Source organism: Streptomyces sp. NPDC007084, assembly GCF_040703595.1.
Taxonomy (GTDB): domain Bacteria; phylum Actinomycetota; class Actinomycetes; order Streptomycetales; family Streptomycetaceae; genus Streptomyces.
This window is the reverse complement of sequence record NZ_JBEYFY010000006.1, coordinates 36,349-45,799: the sequence shown is the minus strand read 5'-3', so window position 1 is coordinate 45,799 and position 9,451 is coordinate 36,349. Positions and strand designations below refer to the sequence as shown.

The following is a 9,451-nucleotide window of genomic DNA, read 5'->3' as shown; positions in this document are numbered from 1 at the left end:
GTTCGGGGGCCCGTGTTCGGGGGCCCGTGTTCGGGGGCCCGTGTTCGGGGGCCCGTGTTCGGGGGCCCGTGTTCGGGGGCCCGTGTTCGGGGGCCAAGTCGCCCCCGCCGTACCCGTTGGCGGGTACGGCTTCGCGGCCGTCGCCGGCGCCCTCCCGCCGGCCGGCCTCGCCGTCCTGGCGTTGACGATGCCCGGACGAAGTCGCTTACGGACAGCCTCCGTTCACTGGGCCGGGCCGCCGCCTGCCTGCCCGGTGTGGCCCCCGGTGTGGCCGCCTGTCCGGTGTGGCCGCCTGTCCGCTGTGGGCGGTGGCCGGCTTCACGGGCTTCCGCCCGAAACACCGGCGCGACTGGGGCGGCGCCTGCCACAGCCGGGGCGAGGCGTGCTGGGCGCACGCCGAGTACCCGTGGGTGTCGGCCGTCGGGCTGCTGTCGACGGTGCCGGTCTCGGCGGCCCTGATCACCGTCGCGGTCCGGACCGGGAACGCCCGCGACAGGAAACGGGCCGCCGCCTGATCACGGCCGCCCCCTCTCCCGGAGCCGGAGGCGCTGCTACCCGACCTTCGTCATCTTGGCCACCGGGTCGCCCGCCTCGGCGTTGTCCGTCTCGTAGGTGAGGGTGCCGGGGCCCGGGGTGAGGCGTACTTCGTGGCGGCCCGTGGTGCAGACGTCGCGGTTGGACTTGTCGGCCACGCTGGTGGCGACGAGCTGTTTCGCGGTGACCTTCTTCAGGTAAAGGGTGTCGTCGCAGATGCCGCCGATCTGGTCGGTCTGCCGGAAGGTGCCCAACTCCTGCCCCACGGCTGCCTGGTGGACGGTGACGCGGAAGGTCCCCATCGGCAGGGTGCCGCCCAGCGCGAGCGCGTCGCCCTGCCAGGTGCCGAGATAGGAGGCGGGGATCGCGGAACCCTGCCCGGTCGGGCCGGGCGTGCTGCGCGTCGGAGCGGGCTCGGCGCCGGTCGCGCCCGGGGACGGGCGGGTCTCGGAGGGCGCGCTCGGTGTCTCCCTGGCGGTCGGGGCCGCGCCCGACGCACTGTCGTGGCCGTCCGGTCCACCGCCCGGCAGCAGGTCGAAGAGGAACGCGGAGCCGAGGGTCACCGCCGCCAGCGCGCCCGCGACGGCGAGCGCGACCGTGCAGCTCATCCGCCGGCCCCGGCCGTCCGTGCCGGGCGCGCTGGCCGCGGCGACGCTGACCGACACCTTGCCCGGCCGCTCCCGCGTCTGCCCGCCCGGCGCCCCTTCGCGGTGCACGGCGTCCTGCGGCCCGGCGGCCCCGGTCTCGCGCTGCCCGGGAAGGTACGGAGGCATGGTGGGCGGCGGCCCGAACCCGGCCGGAGGCGGCCCGAACCCGCCCCCTGTCCCGGCACCGATCCCACCCGCCCCCTCGGCCCCGCCCCCGGAACCGGCAAGAGACCCCCCGGCCCCGGCCCCGTACGAAGCCCCTCCGCCCCCGGCCCCGTACGAAGGCCCTCCGCCCCCGGACCCGGGCGGCCCGAAGCCACCCACGGTCCCGCTCCCCGCACCACCCCCGGCCCCGCTCGTCCCGCCCCCCGCCTCCACCGCCGGGCTGCTGAACCCCACCAGCCCGGACGGCGGCGCGTCCCCGGCGCCGGATGCCTCAAGGTTCAGCAGTTGTACGGCACTTCGGCTCACCTGCTCGACCAGCGCGCCCGGCAGCCAGCCGGCCGTGACCAGCCGGGCCGCGCCCTCCGGTGCCAGGCGGGCGGCGATCTCGGCCGGAGTGGGCCGGTCCGTGGGCGACTTGGCGAGGCAGGCGGCCACCAGGTCGCGCAACTCGGCGTCCACGGCGTCGAGTCGGGGCTCCTCGTGGACGACCATGTAGAGGAGGGAGGCGGAGGAGTCGCCGGGGAAGGGCGGTTGTCCGGTGGCCGCGTAGGCGAGGACGGCGCCCAGGGAGAAGATGTCGGCGGCGCCGGTGACGCCCTTGCCGAGGATCTGCTCGGGGGACATGTAGCCGGGCGAGCCGACCGAGACGCCGGTCGAGGTCAGAGAGGCGGTGCCGTCGGTGGCCCGGGCGATCCCGAAGTCGATCAGCAGGGGGCCGTCGAGGGTCAGCAGCACGTTGGACGGCTTCACGTCGCGGTGGACGAGGCCCAGGGAGTGCACGGCCGTGAGGGCCTCGGCGAGTCCGGCGCCGAGGGCGCGTACGGAGTGGGCCGGGAGCGGGCCGCCGTCGGCGACGGCCGCCGTCAGCGAGGGGCCGGCCGCGTAGCCGGTGGCGACCCAGGGCACCGGCGCCTCGGGGTCCGCGTCGAGAACGGGCGCCGTCCACGCGCCGCCCACCCGCCGGGCCGCCTCGACCTCGCGGCGGAAACGGGCCCGGAACTCCTCGTCCAGCGCGAAGTGCGGGTGCACGATCTTGACCGCGACCGTCCGCCCGCCCGCGCTGCGGCCCAGGTACACACGGCCCATGCCGCCGGAACCCAGCCGGCCGAGCAGCCGGTAGGGCCCCACGACAGTGGGTTCGTCGACGCCGAGTGGCTGCATGGCACCCACGGATCACCCCTCCCCCGTACACCTTGCCCAGCAGCGTAGTGCCGTGCGGCCCCGGAACCCCCCGGGCGGGGGTGTCTCAGGGCTGGAGAAGCCGCACGTTCACGTCCGCCGGAAAGCCCGTGGTCGGGCCGACGCGGCGGGCGAACTCCTGGACGGCGGCGAGCTGGGGGCCGCCGAAACGGAAGTCGAGCGTCGTGAAGTACTGCTCCAGGACCGTCTCGTCGAAGGCCTCCCAGCGGGCCGCCTGCTCGGCGACCTTGGCGACCTCGTCCAGCGAGAGGTCCCGGGAGGCGAGGAACGCCTCGTGCACCTTGCGGGTGACGAGCGGTTCGCGCTCCAGGTAGTCGCGCCGGGCGGCCCAGACGGCGAAGACGAACGGCAGGCCCGTCCACTCCTTCCACAGGGTGCCGAGGTCGTGCACCTGGAGCCCGTACTTCGGCCCGTCGAGCAGGTTGGCCCGCAGCGCCGCGTCCCCGATGAGGACGGCGGCGTCGGCCTCCTGCATCATCAGGCTCAGATCGGGCGGGCAGGTGTAGTACGAGGGCCGGACGCCGACCTTCTCGGCGAGCAGCAACTGCGCAAGCCGAACGGACGTACGAGAGGTCGAGCCGAGGGCGACGCGGGAGCCGTCCAGCTGTTCGAGCGGGACCTGCGAGACGATCACGCAGGACATCACGGGGCCGTCGCAGCCGACCGCGATGTCCGGGAAGGCCACCAGCTCGTCGGCGTGCTTGAGGAACTCGACGAGCGTGATGGGCCCGATGTCGAGATCACCCCGCACCAGCTGCTCGCTGAGCTTCTCCGGGGTGTCCTTGGTCAGCTCGAAGTCGAGGAGCGTGCCCGTTCTCGCGAGCCCCCAGTAGAGGGGCAGGCAGTTCAGGAACTGGATGTGGCCGACGCGCGGCCGGGTGCGAGAATTGTCCACATCGCGAGGCTAGCCCCCATGGGATACGGTGCAGGCTCCAGGGTGGGCCGCGGATGGCGGAAACCCTCCGGCTCCCTGGCGTCAACCCTTGTGACACCCCGAAGTCAACGCACGTCAGACCGCTCGCCCGTCCGGGCGAAACTTCTCGGTGGCGTGATCTTTGCCTCTATTGCTTTCGGCTGCCCGCGTGCTAGGCTCGCCCGCAAGTTGCAGTTTGGTTTCCCTTGCAGTACAGAGCCTGCGGAGCATGTGACCGCGGGCTCTCGTCGTTTTCAGACGTATGCAGTTGTTTACACAATCGCAGGTTCTGGAGCAGGGCAACCCTTTGGGCCCAAGGAGGGCTTATGGCTACCGGAACCGTGAAGTGGTTCAACGCCGAAAAGGGCTTTGGTTTCATCGCCCAGGAAGGCGGCGGCCCGGACGTCTTCGTCCACTACTCCGCGATCAACGCGAACGGCTTCCGTTCGCTCGAAGAGAACCAGTCGGTTTCCTTCGACGTCACGCAGGGTCCGAAGGGCCCGCAGGCGGAGAACGTCACTCCGCTCTAAGCCTGCGGCTCCATGAGCCAAAGCTTTGATCCGGAACGGATAGCAGCACCCAAGGAGCCCCGTGCCACCCGGCACGGGGCTCCTGCCTGTCTCCGGCCGCGCCGTCCTGCCGCCCCCCTCCCCCCCCCGTCCGGCCTCAGACACCGCGACCGCCACCGCCACCGCCACCACCGCGACCACCACTGCCGCCGCCGCTGCCGCCGCCGTCACCGCTACCCGGCGTACAGCTCCTCGATCTCCCGGGCGTAGTCGCGGGCGATCGCCGCGCGCCGCAGTTTCATCGACGGGGTGAGGTGGCCGGCCGCCTCGGTGAAGTCGCCGGGGAGGACCCGGAAGCGGCGGATGGACTCGGGGCGGGAGACCAGCTTGTTCGCCTCGTCCACCGCGCGCTGGAGGATCGCGAGCAGCTCCGGGTCGTCCATGATCAGCTCCGGCGGAACCCCGTGCTTGCCGTTCATCTGGCGCCAGTGCGTGATGCCCTCGGGGTCGAGGGTGATCAGCGCGGAGACGAAGGGGCGCCGGTCGCCGACCACCATGCACTGGGCGATCAGCGGGTGCGAGCGGAGCCAGTCCTCCAGCGGCGCCGGGGCCACGTTCTTGCCGCCCGCGGTGATCAGGATCTCCTTCTTGCGGCCGGTGATGCTGAGGTAGCCGCCGTCGTCCAGTTCGCCGAGGTCGCCGGTCGCGAACCAGCCGTCCGGGGCCGCGTCGACGACGGTGCCCGCGTGCGGGTCCCAGTAGCCGCGGAAGACCTGTTCGCCGCTCAGCAGCACCTCGCCATCGGCGGCTATCCGCACCCGCGTGCCGGGCAGCGGCCAACCGACCGTGCCCAGCCGGGGTTTGACCGGGGGCGTGACCGTGGCGGCGGCGGTCGTCTCGGTCAGGCCGTACCCCTCGAAGATCTCGATGCCGGCGCCCGCGTAGAAGGCGGCGAGCCGGCGGCCGAGCGGGGAGCCGCCGCAGATGGCGTAACGGACCCTGCCGCCCAGCGCGTTGCGGATGCGGCGGTAGACGAGGGGGTCGTACAGGGCGCGGGCGGTGCGCAGTCCCCGGCCCGGGCCGGGTCCGGTGCCGTGCTGCCGGGCCTCGACCGCCTCGCCGTACGCGCGGGCGATGCGCGCCGCGCGGTCGAAGGACGAGGCGCGGCCCATCCGTTCGGCGGTGGCGCGGCCGGTGTTGAAGACCTTCTCCAGGACGTACGGGATGGCCAGCAGGAAGGTCGGCCTGAACGAGGCGAGATCGGCGAGGAGTTCGTCGGTCTGGAGGCTCGGGGCGTGTCCGAGTTTCACCCGGGCGCGCAGACAGGCGACGGCGACCATGCGGCCGAAGACGTGCGAGAGGGGGAGGAAGAGGAGCGTGGAGGCGGGGTCCTGGGTGCGGGCCTTGAAGATCGGGTAGAGCAGTTCGATCGCGTTGTCGACCTCGGCGAAGAAGTTGCCGTGGGTCAGGGCGCAGCCCTTGGGGCGGCCGGTGGTGCCCGAGGTGTAGATGAGGGTGGCGAGCGTGTCGGGACCCAACACCCCTCTCCTGACGGCGACTTCCTGGTCGGGGACGCCTCGGCCGAGTTCCGCGAGCCGCTCCACGTGGCCCTTCTCGAAGACCCACATGTGCCGCAGGTCCGGGATGCGCTCGCGCTCGGGGCCGAGGGAGGCGGCCTGCGCCACGGACTCGACGGCGATGGCGACGGCCCCGGAGTCCTGGAGGATCCAGCGGGTCTGGAAGACGGACGAGGTCGGGTAGACGGGGACGGTGACGAGCCCGGCGGCCCAGGCGGCGAAGTCGAGGAGCGTCCACTCGTAGGTGGTGCGGGCCATGATGGCGATCCGGTCGCCCGGCATCAGGCCCTCGGCGATCAGGCCCTTGGCGACGGCGAGGACCTGCCCGGCGTACTCGGCGGCGGTCACGTCGCTCCAGCGGTCGCCGCCGGGCGCCTTGCGGCTGAGGACCGGTTCGTCCGGTGCCGCCGCCGCGTTGTCGAAGGGGATGTCGGCGAGGGAGCCGTGCGTCACCCGCCCCACGAGCGGCTCCATCGCGACCTCGCGCACCACCCCGTCCAGCCGCCTGATCTCGGGCTCGCGCGGCGGGGGCGCGGCATCGTGGGCGTACGTGCTGGTCACAAGGCGGCTCCTTGTCGGCCGGGCGGCCGGGGCGGGTACGGGGCAGGCACGGGGACGGGTGCGGAGGGGTTGTACGGGGGGCGGTTGTACGGGGGGGCGGGTGCGAGGGGTTGTACGGGGACGGGCGCGGGTTCGAGGACGTATGCGGGGACGACGCGGGTTCAGGGCGGGTACGGGGACGGCGCGGGTTCGAGGGCGTACGCGGGTGCGGGTGCGGACCGGCTCGGAGGAACGCGGGCGCGCGACCTCGTGGACGCGGGCCGCGCGGCCTCGTGGAACGCGGGCCGCGCGACCTCATACGGGCCTGGGGCGGGGCGAGTTCAGGCCGGGCGAATCCGGCGAGACCGGGGAGCCTACGACGCCCGCGTGTGGGGCTTGTGGGGTTCCACGGCGGGCGGAGTGCGGGTTACCGGCGGTAGCGGTGAGGGTGTGGGGCGGCGCGGGGGCCGGGCGTTCACCCGCGCTCCAGGATCGCCGTCACGCCCTGGCCGCCGGCGGCGCAGACGGAGATCAGCCCGCGGCCCGGGGTGCCCCGCTCCGCGAGGAGCTTCGCCAGGGTCGCCACGATGCGGGCGCCGGTCGCGGCGAAGGGGTGGCCGGTGGCCAGCGAGGAGCCCGCCGCGTTCAGCCGGGCGCGGTCCACCGTGCCCAGGCCGCGCTTCTCCCAGGCGGCGAGGGTGGCGAGCACCTGGGAGGCGAACGCCTCGTGGATCTCCACGAAGTCGAAGTCGGACAGGGCGAGTCCGGTCCGCTCCAGCATGCGCGGGACGGCGTACGCGGGCGCCATCAGGAGTCCGTCCTCGCCGCCGGCCACATCGCCCTGGACGAAGTCGACGGCGGATGTCTCGTACGCCGTGAGGTGGGCCAGGACCGGCAGCCCGCGCGCCTCGGCCCACGCGTCGCTCGCGAGCAGCACCACGGCGGCACCGTCCGTCAGCGGGGTCGAATTGCCCGCCGTCATCGTCGGTTCGGGGGAGTCGAGGCCGAACACCGGCTTGAGTGCGGCGAGTTGAGCGGCCGTCGAGCCGGGGCGGAGGTTCTGGTCCCGGTCGAGGCCGCGGAAGGGGACGACGAGGTCGTCCAGCAGCCCGCGCTCGTAGGCCGCCGCGAGCCGCTGATGGCTGGTGGCGGCGAGGTGGTCCTGTTCCTCGCGGGACACACCCCAGGCGCGGGCGGTCACGGCCGCGTGCTCGCCCATCGACAGGCCGGTGCGGGGCTCGGCGTTGCGCGGGATGTCCGGCACGAGGTGCGCGGGGCGGACCCGGGCGAGGGCCTTGAGGCGGGCGCCGGGCGACTTCGCACGGCGGGCTTCGAGGAGGATGCGGCGCAGGGTGTCGTTCACGCCGAGGGGGGCGTCGCTGGCCGTGTCGGCGCCGCCCGCGACCGCCGACTCGGTCTGCCCGAGGGTGATCTTGTTGGCGGCGGCGATGACGGCCTGGAGGCCGGTACCGCAGGCCTGCTGGATGTCGTAGGCGGGAGTGCGGGCGTCGAGCTTCGAGCCGAGGACGGTCTCGCGGGCGAGGTTGAAGTCCCGGCTGTGCTTGAGGACCGCCCCGGCCACCAACTCGCCCACCGCACCCGGCTCTTCGAGCCCGTACCGCTCGGCCAGCCCGTCCACGGCGGCGGTCAGCATCTCCTGGTTGGAGGCGGTGGCGTAGGGCCCGTCGGACCGCGCGAAGGGGATGCGGGTTCCGCCGACGACGGCGACGGGGCGCGTCCGCGCGAGCCCGAGGCCGTGCGCGGCTCCCGCCTTCCCGAGTTCCTGACGGCTCATCTCGACCTGTCCCCTCGCTCTGGCATAGGCTTACCCCGGGTAACCTTACTCGGGAGTAAATTTACGTCCGTAGGGGGAGTTGGACAATGGCCGATCGCTATGTGGGCTTCGCCGCTACCGGTCCCGGCCGGTTTCTCACGCGCCGGCTCGGGCTGCCTCAGCCGGTGGCGCTGCGCCGCTGGTCGGCCGAACAGCCTTCGCTCGACGGGGAGTTGCTGCACCTCACGGCCGGGAAGTCCGCGCTGGAGGGGCCCGGCGGGCTCGCCGAGGTGCTCGGCGGGGCGGGGCTCACGGTCGGGGTGGACAGCGAGCGGCCGGTCGCCGTCGTCCTCGACGCGACCGGTGTCACCGGCGTCGACACCCTCGCCGAGGTGCACGCCGCCCTGCACCCTGTCGTACGGTCGGTCGCCGACAGCGGCCGGGTGATCGTGCTCGGCGCGCCGCTCGACCCCGCCGACCACCACCAGGCCGCCGCCCAGCAGGCGTTGGAGGGCTTCACGCGCTCGCTCGGCAAGGAGATCGGGCGCGGGCGCACAGTGACCCTGCTGCGGCTGGCCGACGCGGGCGCCGCCGAGTCGACGCTGCGCTTCCTCCTCTCCCCCAAGTCCGCCTATGTGAGCGGCCAGGTCATCGAGATCGGCGGCGGCGCCGAGGTGACCGCGCCCGCCGACTGGGCGCTCCCCCTCGCCGGGCGCACCGCGCTCGTCACCGGCGCGGCGCGCGGTATCGGCGAGGCGGTGGCCGCCACGCTCGCACGGGACGGCGCCCGGGTGCTGTGCCTGGACGTGCCGGGCGCGGCGGCCGAACTCGACGCCGTGGCAGGCCGGTTGGGTGGTACGGCGCTCGCCCTCGACATCACCTCCCCCGACGCGGGAGCGCGGATCCTCGAAGCCCTCCCGTCCGACGGGCTGGACATCCTCGTCCACAACGCCGGGATCACCCGCGACCGCCGGCTCGCCAACATGGCCGCACAGCGCTGGAGTTCGGTGCTGGACGTGAACCTCGCCAGCGTGCTGCGCACCACCGACGCCCTGCTCGCGGCGGGCGGTCTGCGCACCGGCGGCCGGATCGTGGCGACCGCGTCCATCGCCGGGATCGCGGGGAACGCGGGCCAGACGAACTACGCCGCGAGCAAGGCGGGCGTCGCCGGACTGGTCCGCGCGCTGGCCCCGCGCGCCGCGTCCGGGCACGGGGTCACCGTGAACGCCGTGGCTCCCGGATTCATCGAGACGAAGATGACGGCCGCCGTGCCGCTGTTCATCCGGGAGGCGGGCCGCCGGATGAACTCCCTCGGCCAGGGCGGCCTGCCCGCCGACGTCGCCGAGACGACCGCCTGGCTCGCCCACCCCGCCTCCGGAGCCGTCAACGGCCAGGTCGTCCGGGTCTGCGGCCAGAGCCTGTTGGGGGCCTAGGGGGTGTACGGGTGTACGGGTCCACGGCCCCGGTCGCGCGCGAGTCCTCGTCGTCCCGTGGGCTCCACGAGGGCTCGTCGCCCCGTGAGCCCCGCGAGGCCCCGTCGTCCGGTTGGTCCCACGAGGCCTCGTCGTCCCGTGAGCCGCCGCACGAGGTGC

The 9,451-nt window shown here is 73.9% G+C and carries 7 protein-coding genes; 3 read left to right on the top strand and 4 right to left on the bottom strand.

The annotated features are described in order from the left end of the window. Positions 1 to 308: 308 nt before the first annotated feature. A complete protein-coding gene (locus AB0912_RS07835) occupies positions 309 to 515 on the top strand; it encodes a hypothetical protein (protein WP_366697077.1) in 207 nt (68 codons plus the stop codon). Positions 516 to 551: 36 nt separating this feature from the next. Here AB0912_RS07835 and AB0912_RS07830 read toward each other — a convergent pair whose 3' ends face one another. Together AB0912_RS07830 and AB0912_RS07825 are read right to left on the bottom strand one after the other, a co-directional pair. Further along, complete coding sequence (locus AB0912_RS07830; RefSeq protein ID WP_366697215.1) at positions 552 to 2,507, bottom strand: serine/threonine-protein kinase; 1,956 nt, start codon at positions 2,505 to 2,507, stop codon at positions 552 to 554. 85 nt (positions 2,508 to 2,592) lie between these two features. Further along, on the bottom strand, positions 2,593 to 3,441 hold the full coding sequence (locus AB0912_RS07825; protein ID WP_366697076.1) for a menaquinone biosynthesis protein: 849 nt from the start codon (positions 3,439 to 3,441) through the stop codon (positions 2,593 to 2,595). A 344-nt stretch (positions 3,442 to 3,785) separates the two neighbouring features. Between AB0912_RS07825 and AB0912_RS07820 the strand changes: the two genes are divergently transcribed. Then, on the top strand, positions 3,786 to 3,989 hold the full coding sequence (locus tag AB0912_RS07820; protein ID WP_037627265.1) for a cold-shock protein: 204 nt from the start codon (positions 3,786 to 3,788) through the stop codon (positions 3,987 to 3,989). Between the two features lie 212 nt (positions 3,990 to 4,201). Here AB0912_RS07820 and AB0912_RS07815 read toward each other — a convergent pair whose 3' ends face one another. Both AB0912_RS07815 and AB0912_RS07810 read right to left on the bottom strand, forming a co-directional pair. After that, positions 4,202 to 6,106: an AMP-binding protein gene (locus tag AB0912_RS07815; protein ID WP_366697075.1), complete on the bottom strand. Its 1,905-nt coding sequence runs from the start codon at positions 6,104 to 6,106 to the stop codon at positions 4,202 to 4,204. A gap of 454 nt (positions 6,107 to 6,560) precedes the next feature. After that, a complete protein-coding gene (locus AB0912_RS07810) occupies positions 6,561 to 7,880 on the bottom strand; it encodes an acetyl-CoA C-acetyltransferase (protein ID WP_366697074.1) in 1,320 nt (439 codons plus the stop codon). 86 nt (positions 7,881 to 7,966) lie between these two features. On the opposite strand from AB0912_RS07810, the gene AB0912_RS07805 reads away from it, so the two are divergent. Further along, entirely contained in the window at positions 7,967 to 9,292 is a 1,326-nt protein-coding gene (locus AB0912_RS07805; protein ID WP_366697073.1) for a 3-oxoacyl-ACP reductase, read from the top strand. Positions 9,293 to 9,451: the final 159 nt, after the last annotated feature.

Coding starts and splice junctions, on each gene's coding strand:
- AB0912_RS07805 (WP_366697073.1), top strand. CDS start 7,967: ATGGCCGATCGCTATGTGGGCTTCGCCGCTACCGGTCCCGGCCGGTTT.
- AB0912_RS07810 (WP_366697074.1), bottom strand. CDS start 7,880: ATGAGCCGTCAGGAACTCGGGAAGGCGGGAGCCGCGCACGGCCTCGGG.
- AB0912_RS07830 (WP_366697215.1), bottom strand. CDS start 2,507: ATGCAGCCACTCGGCGTCGACGAACCCACTGTCGTGGGGCCCTACCGG.
- AB0912_RS07820 (WP_037627265.1), top strand. CDS start 3,786: ATGGCTACCGGAACCGTGAAGTGGTTCAACGCCGAAAAGGGCTTTGGT.